The organism is Stenotrophomonas sp. FW305-3-2-15-E-LB1, from assembly GCF_058787375.1.
Map to the genome: position 1 here is coordinate 148,457 of NZ_JBYSZR010000004.1, position 24,031 is coordinate 172,487.

The following is a 24,031-nucleotide window of genomic DNA, read 5'->3' on the forward strand; positions in this document are numbered from 1 at the left end:
ACTATAGTGCGCGAACCTGTTGGGGAATCAGGGCTTCGCACCTATGTTGCTTCGTTTTCGTACGGTCGTCGCTGCGGCGATGCTGACCGTGGCTGCCTATGCTACCGCCGTTGAAGTGAACGGCGGGCACCCGGACACCTATGTGGTCCGCAAAGGGGACACGCTGTGGGACATCGCAGGACGTTTCCTGCAGAAACCCTGGCTGTGGCCCGAGATCTGGCAGGCCAATCCGCAGATCGCCAACCCGCACCTCATCTACCCGGGTGACGTGCTCAGCCTGGCCTACCTGGACCGCGTGACGGCCCAGCCCGGCCCGCGCACGGAAGCCCCGGTGACCGGCGTGCCGCTTTCGGAGGTCGAACCCTTCCTGAAGCAGCTGCGCGTGGTCGACAGCATCGACCAGCTGCCCTACGTGGCCGGCCTGGAAGATAACCGCCTGCGCGCCACCAGCGGCCAGACCGTGTATGTCCGCCTGGCCGATGCCCAGGTGGGCCAGCGCTGGGCCGTGGTCCGCCCGACCGTGCGCTACGGCCAGCCCAAGCCGACCGAGGACCTGACCGCCAACGGCGATGTCACCCCGGGCAGCGGCAACTTGTGGCAGGCCTACAACGCGCCCAACCACCGCCGCGGCGTGCTGGGCTATGAACTGGCCCAGGTCGGCCTGGGCACCCTGACCAAGGTGGCTGGCGGCAAGACCGAAGCCTCCACCCTGGTGCTGGACGCCAACACCAACGGCCGCGAAGTGCGCGCCGGTGACCGCCTGGTCCCGGTGGAAGCCCAGCCGTACGACCTGCAGTTCTTCCCGCATGTGCCGGCGGCCAGCCTGGAAGGCCTGGACGTGCGCGTGCTGGCCGTGACCGACATGTTCAATGCCGGCGGCCCGCGCGATGTCATCGCCATCTCGGCCGGACGCAGCCAGGGCGTGGACAACGGCACGGTGTTCTCGCTGTGGCGCCAGGGCAGCCATGTCGCCCACCGCATGAAGTACCCGAATTCCTCGCGCATGGATGATTCGCCGTCCACCGGCGCGGGCCGGGTCAGCCTGCCGGACGAGTACGCCGCCCACGCGATGGTGTTCCGCACCTTCGACAACGTCAGCTATGCGCTGGTGATGCAGGGCGTGAAGCCGGTGAAGGTGGGCTACAGCGCCCAGCACCCGGACGCGAAGTAGAGTCGACCGTTGGTCGACTGCTCTTCGATCCGTCTGCGGTAGTCGACCAACGGTCGACTCTACCCAGCTGGCGGGCCCCGATAGAGTCGACCGTTGGTCGACTGCTCTCCCAACCGCCCGCGACAGTCGACCAACGGTCGACTCTACCCGCCTTCGGCGGACTCCCCTGACAGCAACATGCGAAGGCGCCCTAGGGCGCCTTCGTCGCCCGTGGCCGATAGTCGGGCGATGCCTGATTCCACCTCCGCCCCCGATGCCCTCGCCCGCCTGGTCCTGGCCGGCGGCCCGCTGGCGCCACGCCGCGCCCTGCTGCTGGCCAGCGGCAATGCCGACGCCGCCCTCGCCCTGGGGGTGGCCGGCTGGCGCGCCCATGGCTGTTCGGCGGAACAATGCGCAGCACTGCAGCAGCCCGACCCCGCAGCGCTGGCCACCACCCTGCGCTGGCTGCACCAACCGGGCCGGCAGTTGCTGGGTTGCGCCGATCCCGCCTTTCCGCCATTGCTGCAGGACATCCCGCAGCCACCACTGGCCCTGTTCGTGGCTGGCGATGCCAGCCTGGCCTGGCACCCCGCGGTGGCGGTGGTCGGCAGCCGCTCGCCGACGCCCACCGGGCGCGCCCTCGCCGCCCGCTTTGCCGGTTGCTTCGCCGAGGCCGGCCTGGCGGTGACCAGCGGCCTGGCGGCCGGCATTGATGCGGCCGCCCATGCCGCCGCGCTGGATGCGGGCGGGCGTACGGTGGCGGTCATCGGCACCGGCCCGGACCAGGCCTATCCGCCCGGCAATGTCCGCCTGCAGGCCCGCATCGCCGACGAAGGTGCCGTGCTGAGCGAGTACCCGCCGGGCACCCCGGCGCGGGCGGGGCAGTTTCCGGCACGCAACCGGCTGGTGGCCGGGCTGGCCCTGGCCACGGTGGTCATCGAGGCCGCGCAGCGCTCCGGTGCACTGATCACCGCGCGCCTGGCGGCGGAGGCCGGGCGCGAGGTCGGCGCAGTGCCCGGTTCGGTGCTGAACCCGCGCGCGGCCGGCTGCCACCGGCTGATCCGTGAAGGCGTGGCCCTGATCGAGCGGCCCGAAGACATGCTGGAGCTGCTGGCCCCTGCCCTGCGCCAGCAACTGCCCGGCTTGCAAAGCCGCCTTGCCACCCCCACTGAACAGGCTTCGCCGGCAGACCTGCCGGACCGGTGGGCGAACGACCCTGACTACCAGAGCTTGTGGCAGGCACTGGACCACAACCCAAGCGGTATGGATTCATTGATCACGCGTTGTGGATTGACGGCGCCTGAGGTGTCCTCCATGCTGCTGGCCATGGAACTGGCGGGAATCGTGGTGTGCGTACACGGCCGCTACTGTCGAACTCCCTAGTTTCTTCACCTCCACAGCGTCGCCCGACGCAGGCCGAGGGGCAATGAAAGAGAGCATCCTTGACGTACTGTTGTACCTGTTTGAACACTATTTCAGCGAAGATGCGGACCTGATCCGCGACCGCGACTCGCTGCAGAATGGCCTGATCCAGGCCGGTTTCAGCCCCACCGAGATCAACAAGGCCTTCGACTGGCTCGACGCGCTGGCTGCCCAGCGGCCGAGCGTGGCGCAGGCCCGGGTCGACGGTCCCGTGCGCGTTTTCCACGGCCCCGAGCTGGACAAGCTGGACGTGGAATGCCGCGGCTTCCTGCTGTACTTGGAGCAGCACGGCATCCTCGACGCCGACCAGCGCGAGCTGGTGCTGGACCGTGCCATGGCCCTGGACCAGGACGAACTGGACCTGGACGACCTGAAGTGGGTCGTGCTGATGGTGCTGTTCAACCAGCCGGGCGCCGAAGCGGCCTACGCCTGGATGGAAACGCAGATGTTCATGGACGAGCCAGAACCCCTGCACTGACCTTACACTTGGGGACCGAGCGCATTCAGGAGCGTCCCCGTGAGTGAGTGGTTTCACGCCCAAGGCAACCGCCAGCAAGGCCCGTTGCCGGCGGAACAGTTGATCGAGCTTTTCCGCAGCAACGAAATCACCCTGGACACCCTGGTCTGGCGCGACGGGCTGCCGCAATGGCAGCCCCTGCGCAGCGTGGTCGACGAACTTGGCCTGATCGTGCCGGCCGTGGACGCCCCGGTCGGTGCCCCGCCGCCGCCGGCCGCTCCGCAACCGCCCATCCTGCCGCCGGAAGCGCCTTACCGCGCCAGCGCCGCCAGCACGACCCTGCCACCGCCCAAAAAGGGCCTGTCCGGCTGCGCGCTGACCGCCATCATCGGCGGCGTTGCTCTGCTGGTGCTGGTGCCGATCCTGGCCATCCTCGCCGCGATCGCGCTGCCCGCCTACAACGACTACACCCTCAAGGCCAAGGTGGCCGGTGCAGTCACCGCCCTGCAGCCGCTGAAGGAACAGGTGCAGCGCTTCGCCGACGACCAGGGCCGCTGCCCGGGTGCCAACGACGCCGGCTTCCCCGAAGCGGGCAGCTTCGCCAGCCAGGGCCTGTCGGCGGTGCACATCGGCCGCTTCAACAACGGCCATTGCGGCATCGAAGCCACCCTGGCCGTTCCCGGCAAGACGATCGACGGCGACCTGTTGTGGCAGGAATACGACCGCGAAAGCGGCCGCTGGGAATGCACCGGCGAAAGCGACGACAAATACCTGCCCGTGCAGTGCCGCGGCTGAGCCGCCGGCAGCGCAGGCTGCATGACTTCCAAGGACGACCCAACAGGGGACAGCAATGACTGAGTGGTATTTTGCCGAAGGACAGCAACGCCAGGGACCGTTCCCGGTCACCGAGATCCGCCAGCGCTTCCAGCGCGGACAGCTGACTCTGGACACGCTGGTGTGGCGCGAGGGCATGGGCCAGTGGGCCGCCCTGCGCCAGGTGGTGGACGAGCTGGGCCTGCAGACCCTGGCCGACGCCAGCGAAAACACCGCCTCGGGCGGCTTCGACCTGCGCGGTGACTATGCCGCCATCGACAACGGCACCGCGCCGCTGCCGGGTACCGGCGCCCTCAGCTCGCCCTACAGCGCCCCCAGCGCCGCAGGCGGCTATGCCGACACCACGGTGGTGACCGGTGGCGAGGTGGTCTATGCCGGGTTCTGGAAGCGCTTTGCCGCAGCCTCCATCGATTCCATGGTGATGATCGGCGTGCTGGTCGTGGTGTTCGTGGTCGGCGCGATGATGTTCGGCGGCATGACCGCTTTCATGGGCGACCTCAACTCGCCGGAAAGCTCCCCGGGCATGATGCTGTTCATCGTGCTGGGCGTGTACGGGCTGCCGACCGTCATCCAGGCCGTGTACTTCACCATGATGCACGCCTCCGCCCGCCAGGCCACGCTGGGCAAGATGGCCGTCGGCATCAAGGTCGTCCGCACCGATGGCCAGCGCCTGGGTACCGGCCGCAGCCTGGGCCGCTGGGCCGCGCTGTTCCTGTCCTATGTATTCAGCTGTGGCCTGGCCTACATCGTCTCTGGCTTCATGGCCGGCATGACCGCCCGGAAGCAGGGCCTGCACGACATGATCGCGGACACCCTGGTGGTGGACAAATGGGCCTACACCGACCACCCGGACCGCCAGCGCCACGAACTGGGCACGGTCACCCTGGTGGTCATCGTGCTGGCGATACTGGCCGCGCTGGCCTATGCCGGCCTGATGGTGATGAGCGTGGTGATGGCTGCCAGGCAGTCGTAAGCCCGCCCCCTGCCCCGGCCCACGACAGGGCACGAGGGACGGGGGAATCGCCGTCCCGCCACGCTTCTCCTCACACCGGGCCGCTTGACACGGGTGGCTCGGGCGTGATTCCTCTAATAAGGAAACCTGAACGCCCGGCACATTACCGGGCGTTCAGTTTATGGATTTGCCCGTGGCCGCTTCACTAATGCGGCCGTTTGCTCCACCCTAGCGGCCCCTTCCCCCGGTCCGCCCACAGACCTTTCCCGACATGCCCAAGCACCTGCTCATCGTCGAATCGCCGGCCAAGGCCAAGACGATCAACAAATACCTCGGCAAGGATTACACCGTCCTGGCCTCGTATGGGCATGTGCGCGACCTGATCCCGAAGGAAGGCGCGGTCGACCCGGACAACGGGTTCGCCATGCATTACGACGTCATCGACAAGAACGAGAAGCACGTCGATGCCATCGCCAAGGCCGCCAAGGGCGCCGACGACATCCTGCTGGCGACCGACCCGGATCGCGAGGGTGAAGCGATCAGCTGGCATATCGCCGAGATCCTGAAGGAACGCGGGCTGGTCAAGGACAAGCCGATGCAGCGCGTGGTCTTCACCGAGATCACCCCGCGCGCCATCAAGGAAGCCATCAACCAGCCGCGGGCCATCGCCAGCGACCTGGTGGACGCCCAGCAGGCGCGCCGCGCGCTGGACTACCTGGTCGGCTTCAACCTGTCGCCGGTGCTGTGGCGCAAGGTGCAGCGCGGCCTGTCCGCCGGCCGCGTGCAGAGCCCGGCGCTGCGCATGATCGTCGAGCGCGAGGAGGAGATCGAAGCCTTCATCGCCCGCGAATACTGGTCCATCGGCGCCGAGTGCGCGCACCCCAGCCAGCACTTCAATGCCAAGCTGATCAAGCTGGACGGGCAGAAGTTCGAGCAGTTCACCGTCACCGACGGCGACACCGCCGAGGCGGCCCGCCTGCGCATCCAGCAGGCGGCGCAGGGCTCGCTGCACGTCACCGACGTGGCCAGCAAGGAGCGCAAGCGCCGTCCGGCGCCGCCGTTCACCACGTCCACCCTGCAGCAGGAAGCCTCGCGCAAGCTCGGCTTCACCACCCGCAAGACCATGCAGGTGGCGCAGAAGCTGTACGAAGGCGTCAACATCGGCGACGAAGGCACGGTCGGCCTGATCTCGTACATGCGTACCGACTCGGTGAACCTGTCGCAGGACGCACTGGCCGAGATCCGCGACGTGATCGCCCGTGACTACGGCATCGCCTCGCTGCCGGACCAGCCCAACACCTACCAGACCAAGTCCAAGAACGCCCAGGAAGCGCACGAAGCCGTGCGCCCGACTTCGGCCCTGCGGACCCCTGCCCAGGTCGCCCGCTTCCTCACCGACGACGAGCGCCGCCTGTACGAGCTGATCTGGAAGCGCGCGGTGGCCTGCCAGATGATCCCGGCCACCCTCAACACCGTCAGCGTCGACCTGTCCGCCGGCAGCGAACACGTGTTCCGCGCCAGCGGCACCACCGTGGTCGTGCCCGGCTTCCTGGCCGTGTACGAGGAAGGCAAGGACAACAAGAGCGCCGAGGACGAGGACGAAGGCCGCAAGCTGCCGGCGATGAAGCCGGGCGACCGCATTCCGCTGGAACGCATCGTGGCCGACCAGCATTTCACCCAGCCGCCGCCGCGCTTCACCGAAGCGGCGCTGGTGAAGGCGCTGGAAGAGTACGGCATCGGCCGTCCCTCGACCTACGCCTCGATCATCCAGACCCTGCTGTTCCGCAAGTACGTGGAAATGGAAGGCCGCAGCTTCCGCCCGTCCGACGTCGGCCGTGCGGTGTCCAAGTTCCTGTCCAGCCACTTCACCCGGTACGTGGACTACGACTTCACCGCCAAGCTCGAGGACGAGCTCGATGCCGTCTCGCGCGGCGAGGAAGAGTGGATCCCGTTGATGGCCCGCTTCTGGGAACCGTTCAAGGAGCTGGTGGAAGACAAGAAGGAATCGGTCGACCGCGCCGAGGCCAGCGGTGCCCGTGAACTGGGTACCGACCCCAAGACCGGCAAGCCGGTCAGCGTGCGCCTGGGCCGTTTCGGGCCGTACGCGGCCATCGGCAGCACCGCCGAGGACGCCGAGGAGAAGCCGAAGTTCGCTTCGCTGCGCCCCGGCCAGTCGATGCACACCATCTCCCTGGAAGACGCGCTGGAACTGTTCCTGATGCCGCGCGCGCTGGGCGAGGACAACGGTGAGCCGGTCAGCGTCGGCATCGGCCGTTTCGGCCCGTTCGCCAAGCGCGGCAGCACCTACGCCTCGCTGAAGAAGGAAGACGACCCCTACACCATCGACCTGGCCCGTGCGGTGTTCCTGGTCGAGGAGAAGGAAGAGATCGCGCGCAACCGGATCATCAAGGAATTCGAAGGCAGCGACATCCAGGTGCTGAACGGCCGTTTCGGCCCGTACATCAGCGACGGCAAGATGAACGGCAAGATCCCCAAGGATCGTGAGCCGGCCTCGCTGACCCTGGCTGAAGTGCAGCAGCTGATGGAAGAAACCGGCAAGCCGGTGCGCAAGGGCTTCGGCGCCAAGAAGGCCGCTGCCAAGAAGGCACCGGCCAAGAAGGCGGCAGTGAAGAAGGAAGCCGCGCCGAAGAAGGCGGCGGCCAAGAAGGCCCCGGCGAAGAAGGCTGCAGCGAAGAAGGCTCCCGCCAAGAAGGCGGCAAAGAAAGCCGTCAACAAGGCCGCGAAGTAGATCCACGCCATGCGTGGATGATCTGCCGGAATGTGCGGACCAACGGTCCGCACCCACGGTCACACTTGGCCGGCATGTGCGGACCAACGGTCCGCACCCACCACCCACCACCCGTTCTGCACGCCGCAGGGGGATAATGGAGCCCCACGTCGGGCCGGCCATCCCCCATGAAAGAACTCACCCTCGATACTGCTGTGGCCACGCTGCGCACGGGAGGCGTGATCGCCTACCCGACCGAAGCCGTCTGGGGCCTGGGATGCGACCCCGCGCATGAGGCGGCGGTGCACATGGTGCTGCGCCTGAAGCAGCGCCCGGTCGAGAAGGGCATGATCCTGGTCGCCGCCGACCTGCCGCAGCTGGAAGGCTGGGTCCGCCTGGAGGCCCTGCCCGATGCGCGGCAGCGCGCGGTGCTGGCCAGCTGGCCCGGCGCCAACACCTGGATCCTGCCCGCCGGCCCCCGCGCGCGCCACTGGGTGACCGGTGAACACAGCGGCATTGCCGTGCGCATCAGTGCCCACCCGCTGGTGTCGGCGCTGTGCCGCGCCTGGGGCGGGCCGCTGGTGTCCACCAGTGCCAACCTGGCCGGTGAGCCGCCCGCGCGCAGCCGCGAAGAACTGGACCCGCGCCTGCTGCGGCTGCTGGACGGCCTCCTCGATGGCCAGACCGGTGGCCTGGCCCAGCCGACGCCCATCCGCGACGCGCTCAGCGGCAGCATCCTGCGCTCCTGATGCACCGATTGCGCCGCCACGGCAATGCGTGCAGGCTGCAGCCATGAAGCTGCTGCGCCCTGCCCTGTGCCTGGCACTGTCGATGCCATTGGCGGCCCTCGCCGCCGATGACGTGCGGGTCTACCGCTGCGTCGGCAGCAATGGCGCCGTCGCCCTGCAGGACAAGCCCTGCAGCAGTGGCCGCCAGGAAGTGCGCGACCTGCAGCGGCCGCGCGACCCGCCGCCGCGTACCGCCAGCACCGATGTTCCGCCGCCGGCGCCAGCGGCGACGCCGGACATGGGCGTGCGCGAAGTGCGCCACGTCTACATACAGCCGCCGCAGCCGATGTACGAATGCGTGCGCGACGACGGCAGCCGCTATACCAGCGACAACAACGAGGGCAATCCGCGCTGGGTGCCGGTATGGACCACGGTCTGGTACCCGTCGGGCCCCTATGGCGGGCAACGCCCGCGGCCGCCGGGCCCAGGCCCGGGGGGTGGCGCGATCGGCATCGGGCCGCCGCCCGGCGGTGCAGGTATTCCGGTGCACCGGCCTCCGCTCGGCTATGGGGTGAACGTGCCCGGCGGCAACGTGCTGGTGCGCGACGCCTGCACCCAGTTGCCGGCACGCGAGGTCTGCTCGCGTCTGCGCGACCGCCGCTGGGAGCTGGACCGCCGCTACAACAGCGCGCTGCAGAGCGAGCGCACCGCCATCAGCACCGAGCAGCGCGGCATCGACGCGCGCCTGTCGCAGGACTGCAGCGGCGGCTGAGCACTGCGCTTTGGTAGATGCCCACCTTGGTGGGCACCCTGGTTTGCCCATGCCAACCAAGGTTGGCATCTACGGGGCAGTGGCCGCTGTTGTAGGCTGCTGCCATGAAAAAACTGATCTGGCTGGCGTTGTGCCTGCTGCCCGGCGCTGCGGCAGCTGACGAAATGGTGATCTACCGCTGCACCGGCAGCAGCGACGTGCCTGTCGTGCAGCGCGTGCCGTGCGCGGCCGGCATGAAACAGTCGATCGTGAAGCTGCCCGGGTCCGCACAACCCGCACCGCCGCCAGCCCCCGAACCGGCTGCGCCGGCCGCAGCCGCGCTGCCAGCAGCCGCCCCGGCGCCGGCAACCACCGCCGCCCCCCCGCGCGCAGGCCAGGAACGCATCATCAGCGAGGCCTACATGGTCGAACGCGAAGGCGGCGATGCCATCCTCGACAGCGCCCTGCTGCCACGCCCCGGCGATGCGACGGTCGATGACACGGCGCTGCCCAAGCTGCCGCTGCCGCCCATCTTCCAGTGCCTGGATTCGCAGGGCGGGCAGTACCTGCACGAATACGAAGCCTCACCGGGTCGCTGCGAGCTGATGAACGTCAGCGGCCTGGGCGGTGCCACCCCGGTCAATGCCGCCAGCTGCGAGGTGGTCCGCGACCGCTGCACCGAAGTGGCCGAGGCGCAGCGCTGTGGCAGCTGGCAGCAGCGCTTCCGCACTGCACGCGGCCGCGAGCGCTTTGCCTCGGCGGACAACCGCGATGACGCACGCGCCGAGCGCGAACGGCTGCAGGCCGTGCTGGCCGCGAGTGATTGCCGGGTACCGGATTGAGTGTCCGCCGGGCATGGCCCGGCGCTACCCGTCCGGCGCCGCACCATCGCCGGTAGCGCCGGGCCATGCCCGGCGAAAGGGTCAGAACCCGTAACGCAGGAAGCCACCGTCCACCGCGATGCACTCGCCGGTGACGTAGCTCGATGCGGGCAGGCACAGGAAGCCCACTGCTGCGGCCACTTCCTCCGGCTCACCAATGCGGCGCATCGGCGTGCGGTTGATCACTTCTTCGTAGTAATCGGCATCGGACAGCGGGCCGGACGTGCGCCGGGTGCGGATGTACCACGGCGCCACCGCGTTCACGCGGATGCCATCCTCGGCCCATTCCACGGCCAGGTTGCGGGTCATCTGGTGCATGGCGGCCTTGGTCATGCCGTACACCACGCCACTGCGCACATGGGTCAGGCCTGAAACGCTGCCGACATTGACGATGGCCGAGGACGCATGCCGCGCCAGCAGCGGGTGCGCATAGCGCGACAGCTCGAACGCCGAGAACAGGTTGGTCTCGAAGATCTGGCGCCATTCGTCCTCGGAGTACTCGGTCGCTGCCTTGGTGACGTTGCCGCCGGCGTTGTTGACCAGGATGTGCAGGCCATCGCTGTGGTCTTCCACCCAGTCCAGGATCTGCCGGCGGTCTTCGTCATCGGAAACATCGGCGGCCAGCGCGTGCACCTGCATCTGCGGATACACGTCGAGCAGTTCGTCGCGCGCGGTCTCCAGCATGTCGATGTCACGGCCGACGATCATCAGATCAGCGCCGAAGCTGGCCAGTTCATGCGCGATCGCCAGGCCGATGCCGGCGCTGGCGCCGGTGATCAGGGCCGTCTGCCCATCCAGGCGCCACCGTTGCTGGGTCATGAGTCCTCCGGGGCCGCGCCCGCTGTATTTCGATGCCGCAAGGATACGCGTCACGGACGGCAGGTGACGACAGTGCGACACTGCCTGCATCACCCGCCCCGGAGCACCACCATGCGTCTGCTGATACCCGCCTGCCTGTCGGTCGCACTGCTGGCCGGTTGCCAGCGGCCGGCCCCGCCCAACCCCGAGAAGCCGCCGGAGCCGCAGGCGCTGGCCAAGGCCATCAACCAGCCGCTGGACCGCGCCAACGGCGTGCAGAAGACCGTGGACGACGCTGCCGAACGCGAGCGCAAGGCCGAGGCTGAGGCAACGCAGTAGCAGAATCCGCCGGGCATGGCCCGGCGCTACCAGAAAAAAAACGCCCGGCCGAAGCCGGGCGTTTTCATTGGCGGCAATCGCCGGTCAGAACCCGCAGAAGCAGTACGCCAGTGCCTTCACCGGTGCACCGTTGCCCTTCTCGCGCGCGGCGTTCTCGACGAAGCGCAGCTGGGTATCCACTTCCGGCATCGTGCGCGCCAGCATCATCCGCGCCATGCCCGAATCGGCCAGCATCCAGGCACCGGCATGGCTGCCGGCGAAACCACTGATGAACTGCGCGAACGGGGTGGCGGGCTTCTCGACGTAGCGCACGCGGTACTTGTCTTCATTGCCCAGCTTGGCACGGCTGGCGGCGTCGGCCACCGCGTCCTTCATGCCGCCGAAGGCATCGACCAGGCCGCGTTCCTTGGCCTGCGCGCCGCTCCAGACGCGGCCACGGGCCACTTCGTCGATGGCCTCGACCGGCTTCTTGCGGGCCTCGGCCACGCGGCCGGTAAAGTCGGCATAGCCCTTGTTGATCACCGACTGGATGACCTGGCCCACGGCCGGGTCCATCGGGCGGGTGACATCGAAGGCACCGGCGAAGCGGGTCGTGCCCACGCCATCGGTGTGCACGCCGAACTTGTCCAGCGCGCGGCTGAAGTTGGGGATCATGCCGAAGATGCCGATCGAACCGGTGATGGTCGACGGATCGGCATAGATGCGATCGGCGTTCATGCTGATCCAGTAACCACCGGATGCGGCCAGGTCGCCCATCGACACCACCACCGGCTTGCCGGCAGCCTGCAGGGCCACCACTTCGCGGCGGATCTGCTCGGACGCGAACACTTCACCGCCCGGCGAATCCACGCGCAGGACCACGGCCTTGACCTGGTCGTCGTCGCGCGCGGCGCGCAGCAGCGCCGAGGTCGAGTCGCCACCGATGCGGCCGGCCGGCAGGTCGCCACCGCTGATCTCACCGGATGCCACCACCACGGCCACCTGCGGACGGTTGTCCACCGGGTTGCGGCGCGCATCGAGCTGGCCCATGTAGGACGCGAAGTCGATGTTGCGGAAGCCGCCGTCGGCGTCTTCATCGGCCACGCCGCGCTCGATCATCAGATCCTCGAATTCCTCGCGGGTCTTCAGCGCGGTCACCAGCTTCTGCTGCAGGGCGAACTTGGCCAGGTCGCCACCGGCAGCGGCCACGCCCTCGGGCAGGGTATCGATGCCCGCGGCCAGCTGCGCCGGATCCAGACGGCGCGCCTTGGCGATGTCGCCCAGGTAGCGCTGCCACACGTCGTTCATCCAGAACAGGTCGGCTTCCTTGGACGCCGGCGAGGCCGCATCCAGCACGTACGGTTCGGCGGCGGACTTGTACTCACCCACCTTGAACAGGTGCACGTCCACGCCCAGCTTGTCCTGCAGGCCGGTGCGGAAGTACTGGCGGTAGCGGCCCAGGCCCTCGAGCACGACCGAGCCCATCGGGTCCAGGTAGACCTCGTCGGCCTGCGCGGCCAGCAGGTACTGAGACTGGCCCATGCTCTGGCTGAAGGCAACGATCTGCTTGCCCGAGGCACGCAGGTCCTGCAGCGCACCGGCCACTTCACGCAGCGAGGCGAAGCCGGACGGCTGCAGCTTGTCCAGCTCCAGCACGACGCGCTCGATCTTCTTGTCGTTCTTGGCCGACTCGATCACCCGCAGCAGGTCGCGCAGCTGCACTTCCTCGGCGCCGTTGTCGCCGACGGCCTTGGCCAGCGCGCGGCTGACCGGGTCGGCGCTGAACTGCTCGACCAGCTTGCCTTCAGGCGCAATCACCAGCGTGGTGCGGTCCTGCAGCGATTTGCTGGCACCGGCACCCATGCCCGCAGCGACGATGAACATCACCACCACCAACAGCAGCAGGCCGAAGAACACCAGGTTGAGGATCAGCCTGCGGGTGAAATTCATCACGTCCCACAGCCCGATGAAGAAACTGGCGACGGGGTTGCGATGCGCCGGGGGCAGCGGGGGCACGGGTTGGTTCATGGAGCGCTCCGGATGGCTTCTTGCCGTGGTAACAGCATAGCCGGTGCCGTGTGAGGCGGCATCGGACACAAGTCAGGGGTTCGCCCGTCACGGGGTGTGGTGACGGGCGCGACGATCATTCCAGCGCAGACTGGCCGATGCGCAGGCTGCTGCGGCGCAGGCGCCAGCCCATCAGGATGGCGGCGGCGGTCAGGCCGACGATCAGGCCGATCCACATGCCCTGCGGCCCCATGCCCAGGCCCAGGCCGAGCCCGGCACCGAGCGGCATGCCCAGGCCCCAGTACGCGAACATGGCGATGAACATCGGCACGCGCGTGTCCTTCAGCCCGCGCAGCGCGCCGGCCGACAACACCTGGATGCCATCGGGGAACTGGAAGGTGGCCGCGTACAGCAGCAGGGTCGACGCCAGGCCGGCCACGGCCAGGTCGTTGGTGTAGACGCCCACAATGGCATCGTGGCCGAACAGCAGCACCGCCGCCGACAGCGTCTGCGTGGCCATGATGATCGCGTAGCCGGCCCACGCCGCGCGGCGCACGCCGAAGCCATCGCCACGGCCGACCGCATGGCCCACGCGCACGGTGGTGGCCTCGGCCACGCCCATCGGGATCATGAAGCACAGCTGCGCGACGTTGATCGCGATCTGGTGCGCGGCGGCCTCGTTGGCACCGAGGCGGCCGATCAGCAGCGCGGTGACGATGAACAGGCCGCCCTCCATCAGCACGGTGATGCCGATCGGCAGGCCGGTGCGCAGCAGGTCCCAGATCGCCGCCGGGCGCGGGCCCTCGAAGTGCGAGAACAGCTGCAGGTGGGCGAAGCGCTTGGTGAACCACAGGTAGGTGCCGAAGGCGATGGCCTGCAGCCACATCATCACCGCCGAGGCGATGCCCAGGCCTTCGGCGCCCATTTCCGGGAAGCCGAACTTGCCGTTGGCCAGCACGTAGCCCATCGGCGCCAGCACCAGCAGGCCGCCGAAGCCGAGCAGCATGGTCGGCAGCGTCCAGTGCATGCCCTCGCTGAGATAGCGCATGCAGAAGTACAGGGTCAGCGCCGGGCCACCCCAGCGCACCGCGTGCAGGAATGCGGTTGCGCCCGGCACGATGTCCGGGGCGATGCCGAAGGCCGGCAGCAGCGGCGGCACCACGGTGAGGAAGGTGAACATGATCAGGCCCAGGCCCAGCGCCAGCCACAGCGCCTGGCGGAACAGCGGGCCGATCTCGCGCTCGCGGCCGGCGCCGTGCAGCTGCGACACCGAGGCGGTGAGCGAGATGAGCGTGCCGATCGGGATCAGCATCGGCAGCCACAGCAGCGCGGTACCGATGGTCACCGCAGCCAGGGTGGCGGTGGCGTGGTGGCCGGCAATGACGTTGTCGACGAAGGAGATCAGACCGGTGGATACATGGCCCAGCACCAAAGGCAGGGCGAGCAGACCGGTCGCGCCGACTTCCTTGCGGAAGCGCGGCGTGGAGGTTGCAGTAGACATGGGAGTACAGGACGCCAACTACGGTTGCGCGCGAAGGGCACAGGCACCGGGTTGCGGCCGGTCATTTTACGGGCAAACGGTGCCGCCCGCTGGGTAGCGTCGACCGTTGGTCGACTGCTCTTCACGTGGATCACGGCAACACGCGCGTGTTGCGCGATAGTCGACCAACGGTCGACGCTACTGGCCTGCCTGGCGCTTCAGCCAGGCGTCGCGCTCGGCCGCCGGCACGGCGAGGAAGGCGCTGCGCACGGCGTCGCGTTCCTGCGGCGGGGTGCGCTGGGCCACCAGCGTCAGTTGCGTCAACTGCGCGGGGCTGAGCTGCCGCAGCGCGGCCAACGCCGCCTCGCGCTGCTCCGGCGGCACCAGGCCGAACAGGCCGTGCAGCTTGGGGAACTGCATGCCCAGCTGTGGCCCCAGCCGCCAGCCATCGCGGAAGGTCTGGTCCTGGGCCTGGAACTGCTCGCGCAGGCGCTGCTGCTGTTCGGCCGGCAGCGCGGCAAAGCGGGCGGCCGCTTGGCGGATGCGTTCGCGCTCGCCCTCCGGCAGTGCTTTCCACGAGGCGTAATCGGCACGACGCTGGCGCTGCTGCTCCGGGCTGAGCTGGGCAAAGGCGGCAGGCGAACGCGTATCGGCCATCGATGCCGGCGTTGCGCCCGCTGGTGCGGGCGGCAGCGGAACCTCCAGCGAGGGCGGCGCGGCAGCCAGCGACAACGGCAGGGCCAGCAGCACGCTGGCGAACAGGAATTTATTCATCGGCAGCAGCGGTTTCCAGCGCGGCACCGACCGGCTCGGGGCGGGTCGGTTTGGGTTCGGATTCATCCACCGGCAGCGGGCCGCCCGCGGCGCTCCACGCATACAGGTCGGCATCGGCGGCCAGCGGGTAGTCGCGGTCGGCCAGCATGGCGGCGTCCTCGGCCGCGTGGCCATCGGCGGCAGCGGTCGGCTGCACCTCGCTGGCTGGCAGGGATTCAACGGTGACCGGACCGGACTCGGCGACCACGCCTTCCGGCAGCGGTGCATCGCTGGCCGTCGCGTGATGCTGCAAGTACCGCCAGCCCAGAGCGGCCGCCAGCAGCACCGCCACCGTCGCCAGCAGGATGACCGGGCCGCGCCAGCGCGGCGCACCGCTGTTGGGGCGGCGGCGCTTGGGCGTGGCGCGCTCGTCGCGCTCCGGCGTGCGCCAGCTGGCGGTGGGGGCCTGGTTGTTCGCAGCCGGTGCCGCAGGCTGCTGCAGCTGCTGCAGGCGCTTGGCCGGCAGATCGCGGATGCGCAGCTGCACCTGCTCGGCCAGGCCGCGCCAGGCGGCGGCGTCAGGCTGGCCGTGGGCATCACGCGGGCAGGCGGCGGCCAGCAGCTGCTGGTAGCCATCCTCATCGATGTCCAGCACGCGGGTGGCGATGCCTTCATCCAGGCTGCCACCGACCCGCAGCAGCAGGGCCAGGCGCGGCAGCGGCGGCATGTCGCCCAGCGCAGCCAGCGATGGCGGCCATTGCCCGCCGGCCGGCTCGCGCAGGGCCTGGCGCTGGCCCAGCAGGGTCCAGAAGCGGGGCGGCCACTGCGCCATCGGCAGGTCACTGGCCACGGCGGAGAAGGCGCGCATCACCGCGACCAGGGTCTGCTCGGCGCGGGCGGGGTCACCGCACTGCAGCTCGGCAACCACCAGCGCGCGGCGCTCGACGCCACGCAGGAACGCCGACAGCGCGCCGGCCGCGGTCGAGGAAACAGGGGCGGGCACAGCCGTCATCGGTTACTCCAAAGGTCTGACGGCATGATAGCGGCAGCCCGTCGGCGGCCGGCAGGACTTGCGCCCACGGGCACTTCGTGCTGCAGGTTGTGCACAGCATCAATGCGGTCCCCTGCCGATTCGTCGTGAAGCCGCAGATTCACCTTGTTTCAGCAATGTTTCACAATCAACTCATTGATTTTCATACTGTTTTTAGTATGGCTATTTTTTGACCAACCCGAGTGTAAAGCCGTCGCCATCGGCCTCACGCGCGCCCGCCGACCGGTAACGCACAACGTTATCCACAGAAGATGTGGATAAGACTGAATCTCTAATAGCCACCGATATTTAGGTGACATTTATGATTCACCGGCAGGCGCGGGCGACGCCATCGCCTCTGCCATCGGTCCCCGCCCTGCCCGTTACACTGCCCCGATGCTCACCCCCATCCCGACCCTGCAGGTCGCCCTGCCCGTCCCGCTGCCGCGCCTGTTCGACTACCTGCCACCGGAAGGCCCGGGCCCGGCCGTGCCGGTCGGCTGCCGCCTGAAGGTGCCGTTCGGCAACCGCGAGCTGGTGGGGACGGTGGCCGGGCACGGCCAGGTGGACGACGGCCAGGGCCTGCGCCAGGCACTGGCCTGGTGCGACCCGCAGCCGCTGCTGCAGGGCGAGCTGTGGCAGAGCCTGCAGTGGCTGGCCCGCTACACCCATTCCCCCTTGGGCGAAGTGGTGAACACCGCCCTGCCCGGCCCGCTGCGGCACGGCGAGGCCCTGCCCGACACCCATCACTGGGGCTGGCAGCTGACCGCCGCCGGCCAGGCCCAGCGCGAAAAGCTGCGCGCCGGCACCCGCCCGCGGCAACTGGCCGAACTGCTGGGCGAGGCCGTGGTCGATGAAGACGTGCTGGGCGCGCGCATGGACGACTGGCGCACCGCCGCGCGCAGCCTGGCCAAGCGCGAACTGGCCGAGCGCGTGGCCCTGAGCGTGGCGCCGCAGCATGCGCAGCCACTGCCCGGCCCCACCCTGAACCCGGAGCAGGCCGAGGCCGTGGCCGCGATCACCGCCGCCGAGGGCTTCCACGCCTTCCTGCTGGACGGGGTGACCGGCAGCGGCAAGACCGAGGTCTACCTGCAGGCCATCATCCACTGCCTGGCGCAGGGGAAGCAGGCGCTGGTGCTGGTGCCGGAAATCGGCCTGACCCCGCAGACCCTGGCGCGCTTCCGCGGCCGCCTCGGCATCGCGGTGCATGCGCTGCATTCGGGCTTGAACGACAACGAGCGCGCCCGCGTCTGGGCCGCCGCCTCGCGTGGCGAGGCACGGGTGATCGTCGGCACCCGTTCGGCGGTATTCACTCCGCTGCCGCAGGCCGGCCTGCTGATCGTCGACGAGGAACACGACGGCAGCTACAAGCAGCAGGACGGCATCCGCTACCACGCCCGCGATTTCGCCCTGGTGCGGGCCAAGGCGCTGGGCATCCCGGTGCTGCTGGGCAGCGCCACGCCGTCGCTGGAAACCCTGCACAACGCCTATGCCGGCCGCTACACGCACCTGCGCCTGAAGCAGCGCGCCGGTGATGCACGGCCACCGCGCGTGCGCATCCTCGATGTGCGCAAGCGGCCGCTCCACGATGGCCTCTCTGCCGACGTGCTGGCCGGTATCGGCGAACACCTGCAGCGCGGCCAGCAGGTGCTGGTGTTCAAGAACCGCCGCGGCTATGCACCGGTGCTGCTGTGCCATGACTGCGGCTGGACCGCGCCCTGCCAGCGGTGCGATGCGCCGATGACCGTGCACGGCGGCGGCCGTCGCCTGCAATGCCACCACTGCGGTGCGCGGCAGCCGGCGCCGCTGGCCTGCCCGGCCTGTGGCAGCCTCGCGCTGCAGCCGCAGGGCATCGGTACCGAACGCCTGGAAGAGCACCTGGTCAGCGCCTTCGCCGATTACCCGGTGGTGCGCATCGACCGCGGCACCACCTCGCGCCGCGATGCCCTGGAACAGCAGTTGGCGAAGCTGGGCGACCAGCCCGGCATCCTGGTCGGCACGCAGATCCTGGCCAAGGGCCACGACCTGCCCAAGCTGACCCTGGTGGTGGTGGTGGGCATCGACGAAGGCTTGTTCTCGGCCGACTTCCGCGCCAGCGAGAAGCTGGCCCAGCAGTTGATCCAGGTGGCCGGCCGTGCCGGTCGCGCGCGCGACCCCGGCGAAGTCTGGCTGCAGACCCATCACCCGGGACACCCGTTGCTGGAAACCCTGGTGAGCGGTGGCTACCACCCGTTCGCGCAGGCCGAGTTGAACCAGCGCCAGGCCGCAGGCTTCCCGCCCTTCGCGCACCTGGCACTGATGCGTGCCGAAGCCCAGCAGGTGGAGCATGCCAATGCGTTCCTGCTGGCGGCGCGGCAGCTGCTGGGCGAACAGAACGTGGTGGAAGCCTATGGGCCGATGCCGGCGCCGATGCCGCGCCGCGCCGGTTACCAGCGCACGCAGCTGCTGCTGTCGGCCCTGCAGCGGCCACCGCTGCACGGCGTGCTGGCGCAGCTGGTGCCGCAGCTGTATGCGCTGCCGGAGGCACGCAAGGTGCGCTGGTCGCTGGATGTGGATCCGACGGACCTGTATTGAGGGTCCGCCACATCCGCCGGGCAGGGCCCGGCGCTACCTCTCAGGTCAGCGGCGACATCACGCCACGCTGGTACGCCGGGCGCTCGCGCAGGCGGGCATACCAGTCGGCCAGGTGCGGCAGCTCCGGGCGCTGGATCGGCAGTTCGTACCAGGCGTAGATCAACGAACCCAGCGGAATGTCGCCCATCGCGAACTTCTCGCCCGACAGCCACGGCTGGTTGGCCAGGGTCGCATCGGCCATCGCCAGGTAATCACCGGCGCGCACGATGGCGGCGCTGATGCGTGCTTCATCACGGTCGGCCGGCGCGGTGCGCATGATGCCCCAGATCAGTTCGGAGTACAGCGCGGCCATCCGCGAGGTGCTCCAGTCCATCCACTTCTCGGCCTGCGCGCGCTCCATCGCGTCTTCGGCGTACAGCGTGCCCAGCGAATAGCGCGCGCTCAGGTAGCGCACGATCGTGTTCGATTCCCACAGCGGCAGGCCGTGGTCTTCGATCACCGGCACCAGGCTGTTGGGGTTCATCGCCACGTATTCGGCCGACTGCGTGCCGCCATGGCTGCCGCCCACTTCGATGGATTCATACGGCAGGCCGATTTCCTCGGCGCACCACAGCACCTTGCGGACGTTGCTGGAATTACGGCGGCCCCAGATCTTCAACATTGCGGTTTTCCTTGCCTGCAGCGGTGCGCCACGGTGGCGCGGAGCCGCTACGATACGCCCATCAAACGCGATGCGCGTGGCATCACCGGTTCTTCTTCGGCAGCGCGCGCACGTAGGACGATTTGCCGTCCTTCTTCAGCTCGAACAGGCCGATGGCCGCCAGCAGGTCGCTCAGCTTGCCGTAGCCATAGTTGCGCGGGTCGAACGAGGCCTGGTTGCCGATCTGGCTGCCGACCGGACCCAGGTGCGACCAGCCATCCTCGCCCTCGGCGGCCGACACCGCACGCCGCAGCATCTTCACCAGGCGCGTGTCGTTGCGCAGTTCCGCGCTGTTCTTGCGCGGGCGCACCTCGTCGCTGGCCACCTGCCCGCTGGGCGCCTGCTCTGCGCCGGCCTCGGCATCGGGAACACTGGCATGGGTCTGGCCCAGCGCTTCCAGGTAAGTGAACTTGGAGCAGGCGTTGACGAACGGCTCGGGCGTCTTCTTCTCGCCGAAGCCATACACCTTCACGCCGTCGGTGAGCAGGCGCATCACCATCGGGGTGAAGTCGGCATCGCTGGACACGATGGCGAAGCCATCAAGATTGCGCGCGTACAGCAGGTCCATCGCATCGATGACCATGGCCATGTCAGAGGCGTTCTTGCCCTTGCTGTAGGCAAACTGCTGGATCGGGCGGATGGCGTACTCGTGCAGCACCGATTCCCAGCCCTTCAGGCGCGGGCTTTTCCAGTTGCCATAGGCGCGGCGCACGTTGGCCACGCCGTAGCGGGCCACCTCGGCCAGGACTTCGTCGATCTTCGATGCCGGCGCATTGTCGGCGTCGATCAACAGGGCGATGCGCTTTTCCGGTTCGGACATGATTTCCTCGGTGGGCTGCAGGCTGAGCGGAGTATCGCCCATGGCCACTGCCGGCCATGTGACGTGCGATGATGCAGGGCGACATCCATCCCCCTCTGGAGTACGTCGATGCGCCGCGAACCAGTCCCCCACCTGGTCATCATCGGCGGCGGTTTTGCGGGCCTCTGGGCCACCCGGGCCCTGGCCCGCGAGAAGATCAGGATCACCCTGCTCGACCGCCGCAACCACCACCTGTTCCAACCCCTGCTGTACCAGGTCGCCACCGCTGGCCTGTCCGCCCCCGATATCGCCGCGCCGCTGCGGCATATCCTCGGCCACCAGCGCAACGTGGAAGTGCGCCTGGGCGAGGTCGTCGCCATCGACAAGGCCGCCCGCGAGGTGAAGCTGGCCGACGGCAGCACCCTGGGCTACGACAGCCTGCTGCTGGCCACCGGCGCCACCCACGCCTACTTCGGCAACGACCAGTGGGCGGCCGACGCGCCGGGCCTGAAGACCCTGGACGATGCCATCGCCCTGCGCCGCAAGCTGCTGCTGGCCTTCGAACGTGCCGAGGCCGAACCGGACCCGGCGAAGAAGGCCGCCTGGCTGAGTTTCGCGGTGGTCGGCGGCGGCCCTACCGGCGTCGAACTGGCCGGCACCCTGGCCGAGATCGCCCGCCACACCCTGCGCAATGAATTCCGCCACATCGACCCGGCCAGCGCCAAGGTGCGCCTGGTCGAGGCCGGCCCGCGGGTGCTGTCCTCCTTCCCCGAGGTGCTTTCGCTGAAGGCCCGCCGGCAGCTGGAAAAGCTGGGCGTGGAAGTGCTGACCGGCACACCGGTGAGTGACATCGACAGCCAGGGCTTCACGCTGGGCGAGCAGTTCGTGCCCGCACGCACCGTGGTCTGGGCCGCAGGCGTGGCCGCTTCGCCGCTGGCGCGCACGCTGGACGTGCCGCTGGACCGCGCCGGCCGCGTGCTGGTGCAGCCTGACCTGACCCTGCCCGGCCACCCCGAACTGTTCGTGGCCGGCGACCTGGCCGCGGTGAACCAGGCCAACGGGAAGCCGGTGCCCGGCGTGGCGCCCGCCGCCAAGCAGATGGGCAAGTACGTGGCCGATGCCATCCGCGCGCGCCTGCATGGCAAGCCGGCACCGGGGCCGTTCAAGTACGCCGACTACGGCAACCTGGCCACCATCGGCCGCATGGCCGCCATCGTGCATCTGGGCAAGCTGCAGCTGTCGGGCATCCTCGCCTGGTGGTTCTGGCTGGCCGCGCACGTGTTCTTCCTCATCGGCTTCCGCAACCGCGTGGTGGTGCTGCTGAACTGGGCGGTGGCGTACTGGAGCTACCAGCGCAGCGCGCGCATCATTTTTGGTGATGACCAGGAAGACCGACGGCCGAGGTAGATCCACGCCATGCGTGGATGATTGAACCCCGCCTCCCAATCACGACTCAAGGAATGCCATGACCACCCCCACCGCACAGCAGAAGCGCGCCCGCATCGCCCTTGAACAGTTGCTGGGCACCGAAGAAGGCGAAGACAGCGTCGACCTGTTCGTCCAGCATCATCTGGACGAGATCGAAGCCGATTACTGGAACGCGCAACTGGGCACGGCCACGCCGGCGGCCGGCGCGGTGCTGGGCCTGCTGCAGCCGCGCGAGCCGTGGGAAGACGAGGGTTCAGTGCACGTCGATTTCGAGCTGCCGGGCGACGTCTCGCAGTATGTGCTGAGTGTCGAACTCGATGAGGACGGCGAAGTGCTTGGCGTTTCCATGGAGAGCTGAACACGGCGACGAGATCCACGCACGCCATGTACAAATGAGGGTGTAGAGCCGAGCCCATGCTCGGCTCCATCATGGCATGGGCCGGAGGGCGTCATCCACGCATGGCGTGGATCTACATCAGGCCCATTTCATCGGCGCCCATCTGCATGTACATGAACGCGGCGGCTTCGTCGGACATCGGCTGGCCCTGCGGGAAACTGTCGAGCCAGGCGGTGATGCGCGCATGGCGATCCTTCAACGCATCGCCCATTGCCTGTTTCTCCGCTACGGTCGCACGCGCCTGCATCTCCTCGCGCAGCAGGTCATCGCCGATGCCCCATTTTTCGGCCAGCGGAATCAGGTCGACCAGATCAGGCGGCACCCGGTCGCGGCGCAGGTGGATGGGCTCGGGCGTCGCCGGGCCACGCTGCGCGGCCAGCGCTGCGGCGCTGCCGATCTGCCCGTGCTGCAGCGGTGGGGGGGTCTGGGCGCACGCCGGCAGGGCGGTACCGAGGGTCAACAGCAGCATCCAGCGGGGTTTCATCGAACCGCTTCCTGTGTCGATGGATGTGGCGATCATGGCATGGCCGGATGTGCCCCATCCACGCATGGCGTGGATCTACGGGACGGCCTCGGCCGGGGCCTGCAGCCAGGCCAGCTTGCGTTCGCGCGGCTGCTGCTTGAGCTGCCACTCGGCGCGGGAGGCGGCCGCACGGTCCGGGTACTCACGCACGGCCAACACGCGCAGCGGCGGCCGGGCCCGGGTGTAGCGCGCGCCCTTGCCGGCCTGGTGGGCGGCGAAACGCGCCTCCACATCGGTGCTGATGCCGGCGTAATAGCTGCCGTCCCGGCATTCAAGCAGGTACAGGAACCACGGGCGAAGGGACGGGGCCATGCCCGGATTATGCCGTGCTGCACTGCAGCGGATATACTGGCGCCCGAATGCAGGAGAGAGGCGCCACGCTGGCGCCCGCCGAAGGCGCAGGCTCCCATGATCGCTCAGGCCGGTGGGCTGGAAACCCACCAACCATGCATTCGACTCGCCGAGCTGGAGAGAGGTCACCGGGCACGCCCGGAACGATCCGCCGAAGGGGCACGCGGCCTGTGCCGCTGAACTCTCAGGCAAAAGGACAGCGGGAGCGGCACCGGTCATCGTCATCCCGTCATCGCGCAGGCAGTGGCGGTATACACGCATGGTCGGCCCCACCGCGCACGGATCCTGTCCCATGCTGCTGTCCATCATCTATCTCGTTGCCATTTCCGCCGAAGCCATGACCGGCGCGCTGTCCGCCGGCCACCGCCGCATGGACCTGTTCGGCGTGGTCATGATCGCCTGCGTCACCGCCCTTGGCGGCGGTTCGCTGCGCGACATCCTGCTCGGCCACTACCCGCTGGGCTGGGTGAAGCACCCCGAGTACCTTGGCTTCACCGTGTGCGCGGCGCTGATTGCCACCTGGGTGGCGCGCTGGATGCACCATTTCCGCCGCACCTTCCTCGTGCTCGATGGCCTGGGCCTGATCGCCTTCACCCTGATCGGCTGCTCGATCGCGCGCGAGGCCGGCCATGCGATGCCCATCGTGCTGATCGCCGGCATGCTCACCGGTGCCTTCGGCGGCGTGCTGCGCGACATCCTCTGCAACGAGGTGCCGCTGATCTTCCAGAAGGAGCTGTACGCGATCATTTCGCTGCTGACCGGCGCGGTGTACCTGCTGCTGCTGCGCTGGGGCGTGGCCGATGCGACGGCCATCCTGTGCTGCCTGGCCGGTGGCTTCGCGCTGCGCCTGCTGGCGATCCATTACCGCTGGGAAATGCCCAAGTTCGTGTATCACGACGAAGTGCATTGAGTATTTGACGGTAGTGCCGGCCGCTGGCCGGCAACACTGCACACGCCCGCAGATTCCAGC

At 68.7% G+C, this 24,031-nt stretch carries 23 protein-coding genes and 2 riboswitches; of the genes, 14 read left to right on the plus strand and 9 right to left on the minus strand.

Features of this window, described 5'->3' with window-relative positions; genetic code table 11:
* Window positions 1-43: 43 nt before the first annotated feature.
* The 9 genes from AC3WL7_RS05060 (at window position 44) to AC3WL7_RS05100 (ending at window position 9,864) form a co-directional block, all read left to right on the plus strand.
* A complete protein-coding gene (locus AC3WL7_RS05060; RefSeq protein WP_108747456.1) occupies window positions 44-1,171 on the plus strand; it encodes a LysM peptidoglycan-binding domain-containing protein in 1,128 nt (375 codons plus the stop codon).
* Window positions 1,172-1,399: 228 nt separating this feature from the next.
* The gene (dprA, locus tag AC3WL7_RS05065) at window positions 1,400-2,533 is read left to right on the plus strand and encodes a DNA-processing protein DprA (protein WP_492749559.1); all 1,134 of its coding nucleotides are present in this window, start codon (window positions 1,400-1,402) and stop codon (window positions 2,531-2,533) included.
* Window positions 2,534-2,576: 43 nt separating this feature from the next.
* Window positions 2,577-3,050, plus strand: a complete 474-nt coding sequence (locus tag AC3WL7_RS05070) for a DUF494 family protein (protein WP_079223647.1) — start codon at window positions 2,577-2,579, stop codon at window positions 3,048-3,050.
* Between the two features lie 39 nt (window positions 3,051-3,089).
* Entirely contained in the window at window positions 3,090-3,824 is a 735-nt protein-coding gene (locus AC3WL7_RS05075) for a GYF domain-containing protein (RefSeq protein ID WP_492749560.1), read from the plus strand.
* 55 nt (window positions 3,825-3,879) lie between these two features.
* Complete coding sequence (locus AC3WL7_RS05080) at window positions 3,880-4,836, plus strand: RDD family protein (RefSeq protein WP_492749561.1); 957 nt, start codon at window positions 3,880-3,882, stop codon at window positions 4,834-4,836.
* 250 nt (window positions 4,837-5,086) lie between these two features.
* Window positions 5,087-7,564, plus strand: a complete 2,478-nt coding sequence (locus AC3WL7_RS05085; RefSeq protein WP_492749562.1) for a DNA topoisomerase I — start codon at window positions 5,087-5,089, stop codon at window positions 7,562-7,564.
* Window positions 7,565-7,731: 167 nt separating this feature from the next.
* Window positions 7,732-8,292, plus strand: a complete 561-nt coding sequence (tsaC, locus tag AC3WL7_RS05090; protein ID WP_079223653.1) for an L-threonylcarbamoyladenylate synthase type 1 TsaC — start codon at window positions 7,732-7,734, stop codon at window positions 8,290-8,292.
* A gap of 43 nt (window positions 8,293-8,335) precedes the next feature.
* Window positions 8,336-9,043 carry a DUF4124 domain-containing protein gene (locus AC3WL7_RS05095; protein WP_108747460.1) on the plus strand — a complete coding sequence of 236 codons (708 nt, stop codon included), beginning with the start codon at window positions 8,336-8,338 and terminating at the stop codon, window positions 9,041-9,043.
* Between the two features lie 104 nt (window positions 9,044-9,147).
* Window positions 9,148-9,864: a hypothetical protein gene (locus AC3WL7_RS05100; protein WP_492749563.1), complete on the plus strand. Its 717-nt coding sequence runs from the start codon at window positions 9,148-9,150 to the stop codon at window positions 9,862-9,864.
* Between the two features lie 81 nt (window positions 9,865-9,945).
* Here AC3WL7_RS05100 and AC3WL7_RS05105 read toward each other — a convergent pair whose 3' ends face one another.
* Window positions 9,946-10,722: an SDR family oxidoreductase gene (locus tag AC3WL7_RS05105; protein ID WP_079223656.1), complete on the minus strand. Its 777-nt coding sequence runs from the start codon at window positions 10,720-10,722 to the stop codon at window positions 9,946-9,948.
* A 111-nt stretch (window positions 10,723-10,833) separates the two neighbouring features.
* On the opposite strand from AC3WL7_RS05105, the gene AC3WL7_RS05110 reads away from it, so the two are divergent.
* The gene (locus AC3WL7_RS05110) at window positions 10,834-11,040 is read left to right on the plus strand and encodes a hypothetical protein (RefSeq protein WP_492749564.1); all 207 of its coding nucleotides are present in this window, start codon (window positions 10,834-10,836) and stop codon (window positions 11,038-11,040) included.
* Window positions 11,041-11,124: 84 nt separating this feature from the next.
* On the opposite strand, the gene sppA is transcribed toward AC3WL7_RS05110, so the two are convergent.
* The 4 genes from sppA to AC3WL7_RS05130 all read right to left on the minus strand — a co-directional run bounded on the left by sppA (window position 11,125) and on the right by AC3WL7_RS05130 (window position 16,271).
* Entirely contained in the window at window positions 11,125-13,047 is a 1,923-nt protein-coding gene (gene sppA, locus AC3WL7_RS05115; RefSeq protein WP_079223658.1) for a signal peptide peptidase SppA, read from the minus strand.
* A gap of 115 nt (window positions 13,048-13,162) precedes the next feature.
* Window positions 13,163-14,527 (minus strand): MATE family efflux transporter, encoded by a 1,365-nt coding sequence (locus AC3WL7_RS05120; RefSeq protein ID WP_492749565.1) that lies wholly within the window; start codon window positions 14,525-14,527, stop codon window positions 13,163-13,165.
* 177 nt (window positions 14,528-14,704) lie between these two features.
* A complete protein-coding gene (locus tag AC3WL7_RS05125) occupies window positions 14,705-15,280 on the minus strand; it encodes a DUF3106 domain-containing protein (RefSeq protein ID WP_079225391.1) in 576 nt (191 codons plus the stop codon).
* A complete protein-coding gene (locus AC3WL7_RS05130) occupies window positions 15,273-16,271 on the minus strand; it encodes a hypothetical protein (protein WP_492749566.1) in 999 nt (332 codons plus the stop codon). Before AC3WL7_RS05130 ends, AC3WL7_RS05125 begins: the two co-directional genes overlap by 8 nt.
* A gap of 414 nt (window positions 16,272-16,685) precedes the next feature.
* On the opposite strand from AC3WL7_RS05130, the gene AC3WL7_RS05135 reads away from it, so the two are divergent.
* Window positions 16,686-18,863 (plus strand): primosomal protein N', encoded by a 2,178-nt coding sequence (locus AC3WL7_RS05135; protein ID WP_492749567.1) that lies wholly within the window; start codon window positions 16,686-16,688, stop codon window positions 18,861-18,863.
* A gap of 40 nt (window positions 18,864-18,903) precedes the next feature.
* Here AC3WL7_RS05135 and AC3WL7_RS05140 read toward each other — a convergent pair whose 3' ends face one another.
* A complete protein-coding gene (locus tag AC3WL7_RS05140) occupies window positions 18,904-19,524 on the minus strand; it encodes a glutathione S-transferase family protein (protein WP_079223662.1) in 621 nt (206 codons plus the stop codon).
* Window positions 19,525-19,606: 82 nt separating this feature from the next.
* Window positions 19,607-20,383 carry an NYN domain-containing protein gene (locus AC3WL7_RS05145; protein WP_079225393.1) on the minus strand — a complete coding sequence of 259 codons (777 nt, stop codon included), beginning with the start codon at window positions 20,381-20,383 and terminating at the stop codon, window positions 19,607-19,609.
* 108 nt (window positions 20,384-20,491) lie between these two features.
* Between AC3WL7_RS05145 and AC3WL7_RS05150 the strand changes: the two genes are divergently transcribed.
* Entirely contained in the window at window positions 20,492-21,769 is a 1,278-nt protein-coding gene (locus AC3WL7_RS05150; protein WP_492749568.1) for an NAD(P)/FAD-dependent oxidoreductase, read from the plus strand.
* Between the two features lie 58 nt (window positions 21,770-21,827).
* On the plus strand, window positions 21,828-22,148 hold the full coding sequence (locus AC3WL7_RS05155) for a DUF2004 domain-containing protein (protein WP_492749569.1): 321 nt from the start codon (window positions 21,828-21,830) through the stop codon (window positions 22,146-22,148).
* A gap of 112 nt (window positions 22,149-22,260) precedes the next feature.
* Here AC3WL7_RS05155 and AC3WL7_RS05160 read toward each other — a convergent pair whose 3' ends face one another.
* Together AC3WL7_RS05160 and AC3WL7_RS05165 are read right to left on the minus strand one after the other, a co-directional pair.
* Window positions 22,261-22,671 (minus strand): hypothetical protein, encoded by a 411-nt coding sequence (locus AC3WL7_RS05160; RefSeq protein ID WP_492749570.1) that lies wholly within the window; start codon window positions 22,669-22,671, stop codon window positions 22,261-22,263.
* A 75-nt stretch (window positions 22,672-22,746) separates the two neighbouring features.
* Entirely contained in the window at window positions 22,747-23,022 is a 276-nt protein-coding gene (locus AC3WL7_RS05165; protein WP_079223667.1) for a GIY-YIG nuclease family protein, read from the minus strand.
* Window positions 23,023-23,062: 40 nt separating this feature from the next.
* A riboswitch (glycine riboswitch) is annotated at window positions 23,063-23,152 on the plus strand.
* A 13-nt stretch (window positions 23,153-23,165) separates the two neighbouring features.
* Window positions 23,166-23,271: riboswitch (glycine riboswitch) on the plus strand.
* 82 nt (window positions 23,272-23,353) lie between these two features.
* Here AC3WL7_RS05165 and AC3WL7_RS05170 point away from each other — a divergent pair.
* Window positions 23,354-23,971 carry a trimeric intracellular cation channel family protein gene (locus tag AC3WL7_RS05170; RefSeq protein ID WP_492749571.1) on the plus strand — a complete coding sequence of 206 codons (618 nt, stop codon included), beginning with the start codon at window positions 23,354-23,356 and terminating at the stop codon, window positions 23,969-23,971.
* Window positions 23,972-24,031: the final 60 nt, after the last annotated feature.